The 15814-nt window shown below is 41.2% G+C and carries 12 protein-coding genes; 3 read left to right on the plus strand and 9 right to left on the minus strand.

Going from position 1 to position 15814, the window contains the following annotated elements:
• Positions 1-441 precede the first annotated feature (441 nt).
• From B1K71_RS15785 to B1K71_RS15795, 3 genes are all read left to right on the plus strand, one after another.
• Positions 442-2193, plus strand: coding sequence for an alkaline phosphatase D family protein (locus B1K71_RS15785; protein WP_077328724.1), 1752 nt, complete (start codon positions 442-444; stop codon positions 2191-2193).
• 33 nt (positions 2194-2226) lie between these two features.
• Complete coding sequence (locus tag B1K71_RS15790; protein WP_077328725.1) at positions 2227-2418, plus strand: twin-arginine translocase TatA/TatE family subunit; 192 nt, start codon at positions 2227-2229, stop codon at positions 2416-2418.
• Between the two features lie 605 nt (positions 2419-3023).
• Positions 3024-4322 (plus strand): hypothetical protein, encoded by a 1299-nt coding sequence (locus B1K71_RS15795; protein ID WP_077328727.1) that lies wholly within the window; start codon positions 3024-3026, stop codon positions 4320-4322.
• A 276-nt stretch (positions 4323-4598) separates the two neighbouring features.
• On the opposite strand, the gene B1K71_RS15800 is transcribed toward B1K71_RS15795, so the two are convergent.
• The 9 genes from B1K71_RS15800 to B1K71_RS15840 form a co-directional block, all read right to left on the minus strand.
• Complete coding sequence (locus B1K71_RS15800; RefSeq protein WP_077328729.1) at positions 4599-5453, minus strand: alpha/beta fold hydrolase; 855 nt, start codon at positions 5451-5453, stop codon at positions 4599-4601.
• A 5-nt stretch (positions 5454-5458) separates the two neighbouring features.
• The gene (locus B1K71_RS15805) at positions 5459-7255 is read right to left on the minus strand and encodes a S9 family peptidase (protein ID WP_139343345.1); all 1797 of its coding nucleotides are present in this window, start codon (positions 7253-7255) and stop codon (positions 5459-5461) included.
• A gap of 14 nt (positions 7256-7269) precedes the next feature.
• On the minus strand, positions 7270-7653 hold the full coding sequence (locus B1K71_RS15810; RefSeq protein WP_175631930.1) for a DUF3899 domain-containing protein: 384 nt from the start codon (positions 7651-7653) through the stop codon (positions 7270-7272).
• Between the two features lie 75 nt (positions 7654-7728).
• Entirely contained in the window at positions 7729-9360 is a 1632-nt protein-coding gene (locus B1K71_RS15815) for a peptide ABC transporter substrate-binding protein (protein ID WP_077328734.1), read from the minus strand.
• Positions 9361-9414: 54 nt separating this feature from the next.
• The gene (locus tag B1K71_RS15820) at positions 9415-10365 is read right to left on the minus strand and encodes an ABC transporter ATP-binding protein (RefSeq protein WP_077328735.1); all 951 of its coding nucleotides are present in this window, start codon (positions 10363-10365) and stop codon (positions 9415-9417) included.
• Positions 10362-11381 carry an ABC transporter ATP-binding protein gene (locus B1K71_RS15825; protein ID WP_077328737.1) on the minus strand — a complete coding sequence of 340 codons (1020 nt, stop codon included), beginning with the start codon at positions 11379-11381 and terminating at the stop codon, positions 10362-10364. The genes B1K71_RS15820 and B1K71_RS15825 overlap by 4 nt, the downstream gene beginning before the upstream one ends.
• A gap of 12 nt (positions 11382-11393) precedes the next feature.
• Positions 11394-12332, minus strand: coding sequence for an ABC transporter permease (locus B1K71_RS15830; protein WP_077328739.1), 939 nt, complete (start codon positions 12330-12332; stop codon positions 11394-11396).
• Between the two features lie 3 nt (positions 12333-12335).
• The gene (locus B1K71_RS15835; protein ID WP_077328740.1) at positions 12336-13262 is read right to left on the minus strand and encodes an ABC transporter permease; all 927 of its coding nucleotides are present in this window, start codon (positions 13260-13262) and stop codon (positions 12336-12338) included.
• A 475-nt stretch (positions 13263-13737) separates the two neighbouring features.
• Positions 13738-15786 carry a CocE/NonD family hydrolase gene (locus tag B1K71_RS15840; protein WP_077328742.1) on the minus strand — a complete coding sequence of 683 codons (2049 nt, stop codon included), beginning with the start codon at positions 15784-15786 and terminating at the stop codon, positions 13738-13740.
• Between the last annotated feature and the right edge of the window lie 28 nt (positions 15787-15814).

Here is a 15814-nt window from a genome sequence, read left to right on the forward strand (position 1 = left end):
TGCTTCCCAATTTTGTATTAATAGTTTTGCGCACGAAAAAAGACTCACCGATAATGCGGAAATGACAAAAGTGCGGGCGGAAGTTTAATGCACCAATCGACAGTTTTTAAACTAACACTCTTGAATCGGGATGAACTGCTAAATGTGAACTTTGGCGTTTGGACTCCCGGTCAACACTATCATTAAATTTTCGTAAATATCATGTAAAAAAATACGGTAACAAAAGAGCAGTAAAAAAGAATGAATCTATCATAAATCCCCCCTAATTTTTCAAAAATAACCGCAAAACTTGCATAACCCATTCTATTATCCTATTTACTTAATCCCCCTTGCTCCACCGTTGCATATTGTCCTCTTTACAATTTTTAACATGTAATTAATAATCACCTTTTATAATAGAAATTGAACAAGAACACAGTACAGGGAAAGGGGTAAGATAGTATGTCCTATGAAAGATCGCTGGATGAAATGATTCAAAAATTAAACGAGGAAACGCTGCAAAGAAATGTTGACAGACGGGGTTTTATTCAAGGCGCCGGAAAAATTGCCGGTATCTCATTAGGTATGCTGATTGCACAATCCATGACCGGAGTTAAGGTCGATGCCGAAACAAAATTCGCTGATTATCCGTTTTCACTTGGAGTTGCTTCAGGAGATCCGCTTCCTGACAGTGTCGTTCTATGGACCAGATTGGCTCCAAAACCGCTCGAGGGCGGAGGAGCACCCGCCCGCAATATTCCTGTGCATTGGGAGCTTGCAAGTGATGACGATTTTCACAATATTGTACAGCGTGGAACCGCAATAGCAAGACCGGAATTGGCGCATTCCGTACATGTGGAAGTTGGGCGTTTACAGCCTGATACCGTTTATTTCTATCGTTTTAAAGCAGGACATGAATACAGCCAGGCCGGAAGAACGAAAACAATTCCTACATACAGTTCAAGTGTGTCCAGTCTGACCTTCGCCTTTGCCTCATGCCAGCAATATGAACACGGCTACTATACAGCATACAAGCATATGGCCAATGAAGACCTTGACCTTGTTTTCCATCTTGGGGATTACATATACGAATATGGTCCGGATGAATATGTATCCGGCAGTGGGAATGTAAGAACCCACAGCGGACCGGAAATTATGACACTGGATGATTACCGTAACAGGCATGCTCAATATCGAACCGATGAAAATTTACAAGCCGCTCATGCCACCTTTCCCTGGGTAGTAACCTGGGATGACCATGAAGTGGAGAACAACTATGCGAATACTATTCCGGAAAAAGAGCAATCCGTTGAAGAATTTGTACAGCGGCGCATCGCTGCCTATCAGGCTTATTATGAACATATGCCACTTCGAAAATCGTCGATGCCCCACGGAACCGGCATGCAGTTATATCGCGATTTCGCTTATGGAAACCTGGCTAACTTCTTTGTACTTGATACACGTCAGTACCGTTCCGATCAGGCAAACGGGGATAAAAGCTCCCCGCAAACCCCGGAATCGATGGACCCATCCCGTACGCTGCTTGGCGAACAGCAAGAAGAATGGCTGCTTGATAACCTTAACTATTCACAATCACATTGGAATGTGCTGGCACAACAAATCTTTTTCTCAGAGCGGAACTATGGACCAAGTCCCGAGGAGCCATTATACAGCATGGATGCGTGGGACGGGTACACACCTGCCCGGCGGCGGATTACGAACTTTGCAGCGAATAAAGGCATGGATAACCTGATTGTCCTGACAGGTGATGTCCATGCCAGCTGGGCATCCAATCTGATGGCAGACTTTGATGATCAGCACTCCCGTATCCTGGGAGCTGAATTTGTCGGAACTTCGATTACATCAGGGGGAAACGGTGCAGATAAGCGTGCCGACACTGATCGAATTTTGGACCAGAATCAGCATATCAAATTTTTTAATGACTACCGCGGATATGTCCGGTGCCAGGTTACACCGGCACAATGGAAGACCGATTATCGCGTCCTTCCATTTGTAACAAGACCGGGAGCAAACATTTCCACAAGGGCATCGTATATATATGAAAAAAATCAAAATGGCTTGAAACCAATGTCAGCTACACTAGTTCCGCATGGTAAGCGACGATCCAATGAAGTGGAAATGGATCGTTATCATGCCCATGATCGCGCACATAACAAACAAATGAGGAATACGAGGGAAAAACAACCGGAATAAAACTACTAATTCAAATGGAAGGTGATGCAGCAAATGATCTCAAACATCGGCATTCCCGGATTGATATTGATACTCGTCATTGCGCTGATAATTTTTGGTCCGTCAAAGCTTCCGGAAATCGGCAAAGCATGTGGCAAAACACTGACGGAATTCAAGAATGCCTCGCATGATTTGATTTCCGGTGATAGTAGGGATGAAAAGAATACGAATGAAACAGACCAATAGGAATTTAGAAAACTTGGCTTATCTGTAAAAAAGCAGACGGGGTTTACTCGTCTGCTTTTTTTATTGTCAGGAAATTATAGATTTTTCACCTGTGTATAATTAATATTATCTGAATAGCCATGTCCAGCTCCAGCGCCCAGCAACTAGCAAACTTCACACCCCTTCACTACGATAAGTCAACATCGGTTCGCTTCCAGCTCACCGTGTTTCCTTTATCTCATTGCGGAGTGCTCCAGTTTGTACGTTGCTATACGGGCGCTTGCGCTTTTGTTCTAAGAACAGAGAAGCAAAGCGGCAAAAACAAATCTGCAAGACGCTTCCGAAACAACAGGTGACTGCTATTCTCAAACGCGATCAGTTTTGATCCAAACTGCCCATAAAACAACTATATTGCCGGATCAGACGGTCCTTTCGCGGCAGTTCAATTTCTCTATTTTTTGTAATACTGTGAGTATTCATTGTGCTAATAGTTTTCTATGTTTATCCTTATAATTAAATTTGATGTATGAGGAGGTGATATTGAAATAAATAGCACACCTGCCTCTTTTGGCAGATTCCATTTTCCAAGAATATTAGATTAAGAACAAAAAGAAGGAGATGTGTCCATGAATATGAACAAAAGAAGACTTTATATTAATCTTATGCTTGCTGTAATGGGAGCCATAGCTTTGTCCGCATTTGTTCTTTTACCTTCATCTGTTTTCGCAGATTCAAAGAATGCCTGTTTCGACCCGAATGCCAAGTTAACCCTTGAAGAACAGCGGATCACCGACTCACCATATCCGTATGCAAAACAAATTCTGCAACATAGCGGTTTTGACCGATCTGTTAAGAAATTTGAACAAATGTTATGCGCTTCGCCGAATTTGAAACATACCAGGAAAATGGTAAAAAGGCACGGAACTTCATTATGGAATAATGCTGTTGCCCGTGCACAAGGAAAAAACGTTGCCGGGGATCTTGATTCCTATGACGACAGACCCCTCTATTGGGCAAGATTGTCGATGACCAAGGCACTTCGCCAATGGGACCCTGATTTTAATATCAGTGATACAAACAGGCAAAAACTATTAAAATCCCTAATATATACATCCCGGGGCATTACCTCAATTGATTACCCAAGAGGAAAGGGAGTAAAGTTAATCCTTGTCAGTGGTTTTGATCCTTATGGATTTGGATCAGAATATGGCGCCCGACACAGTAATCCTTCCGGTGCAATTGCACTACAACTTGATGGATTACACTTTAAAACGAATGATGGGCAACCCGCCATTATCCAATCAGTAAATTTCCCTGTCCTCTGGAAGCCCTTTGAACAGGGGATTGTTGAAAATACCTTTGCACCTTATCTTAAACAGGGATTCCAACAGATTGATTTAATGATGACATTAAGTCAAGGTGGCCCTGGTAAATTTGATATTGAAGGGTACCATGGTCGTTGGCATGTCGGTACTGATAACAATGGAAAATGGCGTGAAAGCGTAATACCGCCAGTAACGGACTGGCCTATGCCTTTCCCCTTACCCGAATTTATCGAAACAACTTTACCAGCAAGTGTGATGATTAATGCGGAAACAGGTCCATTACCAGTTAATCGTGACAACCATGTTTGTGAATGGCTTCCGCCTGAATTCTCTAAAGTTGTCTGTCATGATAACGGTCCAACCCCTGGTTCTAAGGCGCGAAAAGGTGGCGGTGGAAGCTACCTTTCGAATGAAGTGGGCTATCGATCCAATCGTGTAAGACTTGGTCTTGGAGCGTATGATATTCCGGGTGGTCATGTCCATATTCCTGCATTAGACTATCCAAATGATCCTGCAAAGTATATTGACCCTGCGTTCAAGCACCAGCGTACTGTCATCGTTAATCAAGGGGTTGAATTGGTAAAGGCTGCAGCGAACTAAGGGATGGTAAAGTGCAATTACTTATATAAAAAAGAATACACGGCCTCTACCCTTGATTGGTACAGGCCGTGTTGTAATAACCCCGGTTTTACTTTACTATCAATAAAAACAATCTCATATTCAGGCTTGCATCGTCCTTCCTTTGTTTTAAAAAAATCAAACCTCCGCCTGTTTTTTTACAGTTGCATAGACACCTGCTGGCGGATTTTCCAAATACCGCCCCAGACATTAAACCTGATCCACCAGGATAATTACCATAGAAAATCATATTTATTGTTAACCCAACCCTCGAACAAACTCTACAATCGTTCGATTAAATTCCACTGTTTCGTCCCTTTGTATTCGATGACTGCTATTTTTAAAAATAACCAATTTACTATTAGGCAACTTTTCTGCTATTGTTTCATTTTCTTCTACAGGTGTAATCCAATCATGCTTTCCGGCTAACACCAAACTGGGTACATGGATATCCGGCAGATCTTCAATTAGATTATAGGTTCTCATAAATCCACCAAAGCCCTGATTAATCGCCTTATATGAATTATTTGTTTTTGGACGGGGTTCCGGATTTTCGGAAAAACTTCGGGAATACAGTGGAGCTGTTACTTCAAAATACTTTGCCAATTGTTCACTGGACTCAAAATTCCCTTCCCACAGTACTTCCGCCATTTCCTGCTGTTCTTTTGTACCATGCTTCGCAACATAATCCTTCGCTTTTTCAAGAAAACGAGAGCTTGGAGAGCTCGCGACCAGAATCATACCAGCCAAGTTACTTTGATACTTAATAGCATACTGCATTGCCGTCATACCGCCGTAAGAGTGACCAAGTAATAAAATTTTCTCCAAACCGAGATATTTACGTAATTCTTCGATATCCTCAACGTTATATTCAATTGTATATGTTGACTCAGGTGCAGTCCCCGAAAATCCACTGCCACGATTATCAATGTAAACTAGTTGCATTTCTTCCGTTAAAGCATCTAAGTATGGTTTGAAATTCACATGAGTACCGCCTGGCCCTCCATGCAAAACAAAGCAGGTTGGCTTTTCAAGCAGTTCACCTTTATTTACTCTATATTTAGCACCATCAACATCGAAAAACAGCTTAACTCCGTTAACGTTTGCAAACATATTCCTTATCTCCTCTCTAAATGTTTTTGGAAAAATTTAATGGTCTGGCTATTCATTTGGATATGATTCTTGAGTTTTTCGGTTTGATGACCTTCATCATCAAAAATCGTTAATTCCACCGATTTATTCTGTCTTTTCAAATCATCCGTCAGTTGTACTGCCTCCATCACCGGTACACGGGTATCATTCCTGCCGTGAAAAACCAGTAGTGGAGCTGAGATGTTTCCAGTCAAGTTTAATGGAGCTATTTCCTCAAAAAAATCTGCATGATCCTGTAAAGAACCATATTCAGCTTCCCTCAATTTTCGCCGCCACGGACCGGTATTTTCCAAAAACGTCCGAAAATGTGAAATACCGACTATATCAACAGCTGCTGCCCAAATATCAGGATAGTGTGTTAATGCTGCCAGAACCATAAATCCACCATAGCTGCGACCCATTATGCCGACTTTATCCGGATCAGCATGTTTCTGGTCGACAAGATGCTTCACAAGCCATTTCAAATCTGCTACTGCATTAAGCCGCTTCCGTTTATCATCGAGTTTTACATAGTTTCTGCCATACCCCATACTGCCGCGAACGTTCGGTGCAACAACAGCAAATCCATTTGCCGCAAGAAATTGTATAACCGGATTATATTCGGCTTTAATTTGTGACTCCGGTCCACCATGAACATAAACAACTACCGGTTGAAATTCACTTTGTTTACTATAGTAAAAGTAAGGAACCTCCACTCCATCAAATGAAGAAAAGCTGCACAATTCCGGTTCCATTAAAGGTTCGATACCTTTCACATCGCCAACATATGTTAACCGCTCCGCTATATCTTCTTCCAAGCTGACTTTCCAAATATCGCCGGGCAATACAGCGCTTTTTACGGATAGAATTAATTCATTATTGGTACTCCAGGAGAATGACTGATACACACCGGATGGCAATGAATTAATATAAAAATGTGTATGATTGGCAATATTGAATATACCCAGTCTGGATACGCCGCCTTCATTAATGGAAAAAGCGAGCTTGTCCTCTTCAGGGGACAATTTGATTTCTTCAACATCCCAATTTTCTGCTGTAAATAGGAATGCCATTTCGGATGGTTCCGAAAATAAAAAACGAACGATACCCAATGTATCCAGGCCGGAATCCGTCAAAAGATATCCCCCTTTACCATCCGCTGTAAGCTCAACCGATTGATACCTGGCATGTTCTTTCTTACTGCCTAACCTATTGATTGTTTTCGTATCTAAATCCAATACATATAATGATTGGTCTATATTTGTTTCCGGTATGCTTAGCAGTAGTTTTCCCCCATCTTTTGTCCAGCAAAGCGGAGTACAATTACCATCAATCTCATAAACTTTCTTCTCTGTTTTTGTTGCCAAATCAAAAATATATACATCGAAGTAACCAGGATGACGCCGATTGCTTGAGTAAGCAATTTTTGTTCCATCCGTTGACCAGCCACCAAACTCATGAAAATATTCCTTCGATACGACAAGCTCTTCTACTTTAGTATCACCTTCGCTTAATAAATAAAATTGTTGCTTTTCGTTTCCTTCATAATCCATTCCAACAATTGTTTGGGCACCTGTGGGCGAATGATGGACAGATAGAGTACGATCAGGAAAGTCAGTAAACTGTTTAACCTCAAGACTTGCCATATCACATTTCCAAACTTGCGGCATTCCACTCTTTTTTGTAATAAACGTTACCGCACTTTCATTTGGAATCACAGATGGCTGGTTGGCACTTTGTACTGTTAAATAGGTATGTAACGTCCGATCATTAACTGAATTCATCATATATAACTCCCCTAATTCTTATAATAATTAAGTAAACCAATAACTGTTAAACAAACCGATATGATCGCAACACTTAATGTAAGTTGAAACAGTCGAGCAGCTATTCCCGCCTTAAATTGTTGTAAATCCTCATCTTCAGCAATGCGTTTATTAGCCCGCTGCAATGATCTTGATTTTGCTGCGGGATTTAAAAATTGCCCCATGATTCGAAAACCATCGTTAAATAAATCCAAAAACCCGGTTTTCCAAATTCGAATGCAAACGGTGATGATGGCGGAACTTAAACCAACCAAAAAGGTGTAATTAATCCATTCCATCAATGACCAATCGAACAGGGCCATGCAGCACAACCATGCGATAATCATTAAACAATACAGCATACCAAGTTTCCACATACTATCGCCGCCTTTAAAAGAATAAGGCCCCCTTTTTGCCACATGGCAAACCATAGAGGGCCTATTCGGGTCCATTTAGTTTTCAGGTTCCATTTTTGCCCATTTAAATTGTGGCAAACGATTCACATAATATGCCACATCTTTCAAATTCGGATTAGTCATATACGTATTCCTATAAAAATAAACTGGCATAAACGGCATTTCATCCAGCAATATTTTCTCTGCTTCATGCAGTAACTGATATCGCTTCTTTGCATCCTGCTCTGCTTTTGCTTTTGCCATAAGTGAATCAAATTCCTTATTCACCCAACCAGTTCGGTTATTCGGACTATCACCCAGGTAATAATCAAGGTTTGCAACCGGATCTAGGAATATTCCGATCCAGCCCATACGCGCCATTTGGAAGTTATGTTGTTTTGTAGTGGCCAAATAGGTTCCCCATTCTTGATTTGCAAGTTTAATATTCACACCGAGATTGTCTTTAAGCATTTCCTGCACTGCCTCAGCAACCTTTTTATGGTTTTCCGATGTATTGTACATTAATGTAACTTCCGGCAGTTTATTCCAGCCTTCTTCCTTTTTCGCCTCTTCCAGCAATTGCTTCGCTTTTTTTACATTTTCCTCAAATTGCGGACCACCCACTTCACGGAAGTCCCCTTTTGGTGTTTCTGCTCCCGAAGGTACCATGCCGAATGCCGGTGTCTCTCCACCCAGGGTGACATTTTTAGTCAATGCCTCACGATTGATTGCCATCGCAAACGCCTTTCGAACCTTTTTATTCGTAAACGGTTCTTTATTTACATTAAACATATACATGTAAGTTCCGTAATATGGAACCGATTTAAAGGCGGGATTTTCACGTGCTTGCTTAATAACATCTGTTGGCAATGTTTGAATCAAGTCCAACTCGCCCGTTTTGAACATTTGATAATACGTTGTCGCTTCGTTAACCATTTCGAACGTAATTTTTTCAAGATTTACTACATCTTTATTGTAATAATGTTCATTTTTTTCAATAACAACATGACTGTCATGTTTCCACTTTGTCAATTTGAATGGACCATTACCAACTAATGTATCAGCCTTTGCAGACCAATTTTCATTCCCTTTCACAACCTCTTTGTTCACCGGATAAAATGTCCATAGTGTTAATAAACTATCAAAATACCCTAATGGTGTGTTTAATTTGACCTGAAACGTTTTCTTGTCAATTGCATTAATTCCCACATCTTCAACGGATCCATTGCCTTTATTATAGGCTTCTGCACCTTTAATATAGTAAAAATAAAACGCAAATGGACTACCTGTTTTAGGATTCAAAACCCTTTTCCAAGCATATTCAAAGTCTTCGGCAGTTACTGGTGAACCATCCGACCATTTCGCATCGTCACGTAAGGTAAATGTATAGGTTTTTCCATCTTTAGAAACCTTTACATCCTTTGCTGCGCCTAAAACCGGCTTTCCTTCTTTGTCACGCGTATACAGCCCTTCAAAAATATGATCCAAAATCCAGCCTGATGTCGTATCTGTTGCTAATGCGGGATCAATATCCGGCGGTTCTGTCATCGCATTAACGACAATTTCCTGCTTTACTTCACCACTCTGACCTGAATCAGAAGCACTGCCTTCACCTCCGCCGCCATAGCAGCCACTCAGTACAATAGAGATTACGAATATGAATACCAAAGCCGACAACCATTTTTTCATTACTGTCACTCCTTATATTTTTATAAAATTAAACATTATTTCGAGAGCTTTCCATTAATATAAATGACAAGCGGTCCAATGACCTCTTTCAACCTCCATCCACTTTGGCTCCTGCGTTGCACATATTCCCATTGCAAATGGACATCTCGTTCTAAACCTGCAGCCACTAGGAGGGTTCGTGGGACTGGGTGGATCACCCTCCAAGACAATCCGCTCACGTCCGGTTTTACGTGGATCAGGTTTTGGTATAGCGGATAATAGCGCCTGCGTATACGGGTGCAACGGATTTGAAAACATAGCATTGCTCTCAGACAGTTCCATCATTTTTCCTAAATACATGACACCAATTCGGTCACTAATATGCTTTACCATCCCAAGGTCATGGGCGATAAACAGATATGTTAATCCTTCCGTCCTTTTAAGATCCTCCATTAAATTAATTACCTGTGCTTGAATCGACACATCCAACGCTGAAATAGGTTCATCAGCAACGATGAAATTTGGCTCGACCGCCAGTGCCCTCGCAATACCAACCCGTTGTCTTTGGCCACCGCTGAACTCATGAGGGTATCGTTTTGCATGTTCTGAACTTAGGCCGACACGTTCCAGCAATTCGTAGATCCGATTCGTACGATCCTTTCCTTTAAAAAGTTTATACGCATCCAACCCTTCTGCAATAATATCCCCAATCCGCATTCTTGGATTTAGGGAGGCATGGGGATCCTGGAAGATGATCTGCATTTCCTTGTTCACTTTTTTCTTCATTTCCCCCGATAATTGTGTTACATTGTGTCCGTTATAAATAATGTTTCCGCCACTTGGATTTTGGAGGCCTACCAGTGTTTTACCCAAGGTTGACTTACCGCTTCCGCTTTCACCGACAAGCCCGAAAGTTTCACCCTTGTTAATCGAAAATGTGATATCATCAACAGACTTTACATTCAGGTTTTTCCTGACCCGGAAATATTTCTTTAATGATTGAAGTTCAACAAGTTGTTCCGTCACGCATTTCCGCCTCCCGCTGCAATGATTTCATCCATTTTTGGCGCGCGTGCGTCATTTAGCCAGCATTTTGCAAGATGCCCTTCATCAATTTCATACGATCCAGGCATCTCTTCCAGACAAACCTCCATTGCAAACTTACATCTTGGTGCAAATGGGCATCCTTTTGGGGGTGAAAAGAGATCCGGAGGTGATCCCTCGATTGGTTCCAGCTGTTTTTGCTCCTTTTCATCCGTGTTCGGCAGCGAATTTAATAAGCCCCATGTATACGGATGTTTCGGATTTTCGAACAGGTCCAAAATCGTCCCGCTTTCAACCATCATTCCGCCGTACATCACAATTACCCTTTGTGCCGTTTCCGCTACTACACCAAGATCATGCGTTATCAGGATAATCGATGTATTCATTTCCTTTTGCAGACCTTTCATCAGTTCCAGCACTTGTGCTTGAATCGTCACATCCAAAGCTGTAGTCGGTTCATCAGCAATTAATAAGTCCGGGCTGCATGCCAGCGCAATCGCAATCATGGCTCTTTGACGCATTCCCCCGCTAAATTCATGGGGATATTGTTTACTTCGCTCTTCCGGGTTGGGGATTCCCACGAGTTTTAACATCTCAATCGAGCGTTCCCGTGCTTCTTTCTTAGACAGATGCTGATGAATGATCAGCCCCTCTTCTATTTGTTTGCCAATTTTCATGGTAGGGTTAAGAGATGTCATCGGGTCCTGAAATATCATTCCAATGTTGGAACCTTTTATCTTTCGAAGTTCTTTTTTGGATAGATTCAACAACTCTTTTTCCTGAAATCGGATACTCCCCCCTTTAATTATGCCGGGCGGTGTTGGAATCAGCCCCATAATGGATTGCACTGTAACACTTTTTCCGCTTCCACTTTCGCCGACAATCGCCACAACTTCGCCCGTATCAACATGAAATGATACATCTCGTACTGCCTTAACTTCCCCACCATATGTTTTAAAGTTAATTTTTAAATTTTCCACCTCAAGTAAACGACTCAATTCACAAACCTCCTATTTCCGCGATTGTGGATCAAGAGAATCCTGTAATCCATCACCAAACACATTAAAAGCGAACATTGTTAATGAAATCATGAATGCCGGGAAGAATAGTCTCCACCACTGCCCGGTTAAAATAACGCCGAGTGAATCATTTGCCATTGTTCCCCAACTGGCATGCGGCGCCTGAACACCAAGACCAAGAAAACTTAAAAACGCTTCAGCAAAAATAGCTGTAGGAATAGTAAAAGTAAGGTTGACAATGATAATCCCTAATGTATTGGGCAGCAGATGTCTGTAAATTATTTTCCAGTGTGAAGTCCCCAGCTTTTGTGCCGCCATTACATATTCCTGTTCCTTTAATTGCAATACCTGTCCACGAACAATCCGCGCCATTCCAACCCATCCGGTAACAGATAACGCAATAATAATGGTTGTAATACCGGGATCCATAATAACCATCAAGAGAATCACTACCAGCAAATAGGGAATCCCATACAATATTTCAACCAATCTCATCAAAATACCATCAATTCTATCACCGGTTTTGCCTCTCCCGGCCATATAACCTGATACTCCACCGACAACCACACCAATAATGAGGTCTATAAATGCTGCAAAAAATCCAATTGTTAAAGAAACCCTCGCACCCTGCCACGTTCTAGCCCACATGTCACGGCCTAAATCATCTGTTCCAAACCAGTGTTCAGCGGACGGTGGCAAATTGGTTCCTACTAAGTCCTGCTCTGCAGCATTATAAGGAACCATCGCGGGACCAGCCACTGCAAAAAACATAATTACCAGGAGTAGTACGAAACCTAAAATTGCCAACTTATTTTTAAGTATATTGAGTAGTGTGTCTTTCCAAACACTCAGGCTTGGACGCTGAATGGAGTCCATATATTTTGACGAATCTACCGGACGAAACATAGATTCGGACTGCAGCTTTTCCATCAGTTAATCCTCCTTGCTTGTTAACTTTATCCTCGGATCAATAAACCGGTATGAAATATCTATTAAGAACAAAGTAAAAACTAAAACCGAACTAAAAAATATGGTTATACCCATAATTACCGGGTAATCACGATTAAAAATACTTTCAACAAAGTATTTCCCGATTCCTGGAACAGCGAATATTTTTTCGATAACAAACGTACCTGTAATCAACCCGACAAACAGTGGACCTATGAAAGAAACAACAGGCAATATTGCATTGCGGATTCCATGTTTCGTAACTATTTTTATAGACGATAAACCTTTTGCATCCGCCGTTTTTATATAATTTTGATTCATGACATCAAGCATACTCGACCGCATAAACCTCGCAATAATAGCTAATGGCATTGTCGCCAGTGCAAGCGTTGGTAAAATAGAATGCCAAAATGTTCCCCAGGATGCGACAGGAAGGATTCCGAGTTTTACCGCAAATATATCAATAAGTAATGGCGCTAATATAAAACTCGGTATGGATATTCCAAGAATTGCGAAAGCCATCGATGCATAATCTATTAATTTATTGTGGTATAACGCGGATAGAATCCCTAGTATTAATCCGAAAATAATAGCTATAACCATCGATTGTAGGCCAAGCGTTGCGGAAGCTGGAAATCCGGATACAATAATCTCATTAACGGTACGGCTTTCGGACTGAATAGATGGCCCCAAGTCCAGGAAAACCAGATTTTTCATATACAATATGTACTGGACAGGAATTGGCTCATCAAGATTATACTTCGCCCGCATATTTTCCAGGACCTCTTTTGGAAGAACATTCGTATCTGAAGCAAATGGATCACCTGGAATAAATTTCATAACGATAAATGTAAGTGACGCAATCACCCAAATCGTTAACAGCATTGTTATAAAGCGTTTGACAATATACAAGCTTTATACACCCCCGTCAAAATTAAATTTAAAGGAACGATAAAACATAAACTTACACAAACTAACATTTTTCTTATTCTGCTTATCTTTATTTTTCTTTTGAAATTAGTTCCCTAGGTGAGAAAATTAATATAATGAATAGACGATACCAGTAGTGAAAGTTGAAATTATACTTAATTATAGATACAATATTTACTCAACTCAATGAAGATTTGGAAAATTTATAAATTTAGTAACAAAGAAGCCAATCTATAGTCCTTATTTAGTTTCGCTTGAATTATTTCCTGGGAAATTTGTCTTAAAAGGTAGAAAAAAAGCGAATTGGAGGGAGAACTATCCGAATGTAACTTGCCTGGCACGCAAAATAGCCAGGAGACATAAGTCCCCTGGCTAGTATTTTTATAGATCAGAATATCACAACGTAATAGTAACTGTTCCATTGTTAATTTATATTAAACGCACCGATAATATGATATTACACAAAATCCCTAGGAATTTCTGTATTCCACGTTTTATGGAATATTTCCTCCCCATTTTCATAGGCAATCATAGTATTGGTCAGATAAAATGTTGTTTCATCACTGGTCATTTCACTATGACTTTTCAACTTTGTCTGCCAATCTTCTCGTCCAACTTTTACTTCCCATTTACATTCTGCGCGGGCGCTTAATGGATCATTTTCTTTTATGGTATACGTATTTTGGTTAATACTTCCATACTGCAAACCATTCGAAGGCTGAAAACGTTCGCCTTCATCCGAAAAGTCTTCAAGTTTCCAGGTGCCTGTAATCGTATCATGCGAAACATGCCTGGTTCGGCACTCTGTTCGAATTGTTTCTTTTTCCAATACTTCAGCTGTTTCCGGATTACGAAAGTTTTCAACCTTTTCATCTTCTTTTTGCGGAGTCCTTACCGGTAAAGTAAGATACGTATCTTTACCGGAAAACAGCGTTAATGTCACCGGTTTTGGTGAAGGCCAAGCTTGCGGCCAATACGTTGGAGACAATGCAACTTCCAATTTGTGACCCTTGGGTATCTGCTGTCCGAGTGCATCAAGTTTTACAGTTATATTATACCTTTTGTTGGGTTCCAATGGCTCTGGTTGTTCATGTGAGTTCCTGTGCGTCAGATTCAGCATACCCCAGCTGATTAAAGTGGATTCCCCGGTTGGAGCTTTATCGGAGAGTCGTACTGCCAACAAGGCATTTTTCTGGTTTGACGACAAAGAAGCATGAAAAACCGGATTTCCCAACAATTCTGTTGTTTCTTCAAAGGGGTCAGATGTAAACACAACCGATTTACCATTTTCCAGTCGTTGATCAGCTGGTAAATCACCAGGTTGACCAAAAGGACAGAAAACACCTGCATAGAATCCGTGTTCCTGTACACTTGGAATTGCCAATTCCGTAGAATCAGCTGGAATTTTGTTCAGTTTTCCTTCTTCCAGGTATAATGATTGTTCACTAACATTATTGGATGGCCAAGCAGTATCCGCTACCCATTTACCGGGACGCTCATCGTAGCTGACCGCTGGCAATTCACTGTCCTGTATCCAGGAAATCAGCTTCGGTTCATCCATAATACCGGTTTCCACGCCTTTAAGCCATTGATCCCACCAGCGAAGGCATTCCTGTAAAAATCCGATTGCCGGTTCAGGTGTAGCTACTTCCGGATATTCATGTGCCCATGGACCGATTAACCCCTTTGCGTTTGGCAAGTTTTCAATAAGACGAAAAACCGCGTTAGTATACCCATCCTGCCAGCCACTGACTGCAAAAACAGGTATTTGGATGTCTTCATAGTTTTCACACACAGAGCCATGTTTCCAATATGCATCTCTGCGCTGATGCCGCATCCATTCTTCAACAAACGGCGGTGTATTCTCCAATCGGTTCAACCAATTTTCACGCCAATTGTCACCTACAACCGCCGGATCCTGTGGTCGCGCATTATATACAAACATTGTCGATGCCCACCAAAGCATATCCGAACCTAATATGTTGCCGCCCCTATAATGGACATCGTCTGCATAACGGTCATCTGTAGAACATAATGTAATAATTGTTTTCAGTGCGGGATGTTTTCGGGCTGCAACTTGCAAACCATTAAAACCCCCCCATGATTTACCAATTATGCCGATGGAACCGGTCGACCATGTTTGTTTTTGAATCCAGTCCAATACTTCCAATGCGTCATCATGTTCTTGTTTTAAATATTCATCAAGCAAAATTCCATCCGAATCCCCGGCACCCCGAATATCCACACGAATGCTTGCATATCCATGTCCCGCAAAATACGGATGTCTTGCCGAGTCACGAATAGCAGTAAAGTCATTTTTTCGATATGGAATATATTCTAAAATAGCTGGTACTGGATTATCTTCTGCATCTTTTGGCAGCCAGATTGTCGTTGCCAGCTTTGATCCGTCTGATAAAGGTATCCATACATGGTCCAATTTCTTTATTTCTCTTGGATAGTCTGTTTTAATGGTACGTTTTTCGGAATCTTGTATATTAAATACCAATCTTTATGCCCTCCTGTTATCTCTAGTG

This window comes from Virgibacillus siamensis, from assembly GCF_900162695.1.
Classification (GTDB): domain Bacteria; phylum Bacillota; class Bacilli; order Bacillales; family Amphibacillaceae; genus Lentibacillus; species Lentibacillus siamensis_A.